Here is a 363-nt window from a genome sequence, read left to right on the forward strand (position 1 = left end):
TCTGGTTGGCACCCGTGATTTTGCTGACACGTTGCAGGTTCATGATATCGACATCGTATTCACGAACATGTGCTTCCATCTCGGCAGCAAACTTAGGGCCTTGAGTCTTTTGCACAGACGTGAAGTTTTCAATGTCCATGGTATCCATGACCTGACCACCAAAGCGTTCAGCCACGATACCGGTATTAATACCTTTACGTGCAGCATAGATTGCAGCTGTCGCACCTGCAGGACCACCACCAATCACCAATACATCAAAAGCATCTTTAGCATTGAGTGCTGCTGCATCTTTTTCAGCTGAGTTGGTGTCAAGTTTTGCCACAATCTCTTCAAGGGTCATACGACCTTGACCAATGTGCTCGT

1 protein-coding gene is annotated in these 363 nt (G+C 47.1%); it reads right to left on the reverse strand.

All coding sequences use genetic code 11. The annotated features are described in order from the left end of the window. Nucleotides 1-363, reverse strand: a 363-nt coding sequence (locus ACTJJG_RS19055; RefSeq protein WP_440609003.1) for an FAD-dependent oxidoreductase, incomplete at both ends; no start/stop codon positions are given.

Origin of the sequence: Acinetobacter sp. 22512 (genome assembly GCF_052044755.1) — a bacterium.
GTDB lineage: Bacteria > Pseudomonadota > Gammaproteobacteria > Pseudomonadales > Moraxellaceae > Acinetobacter > Acinetobacter pittii.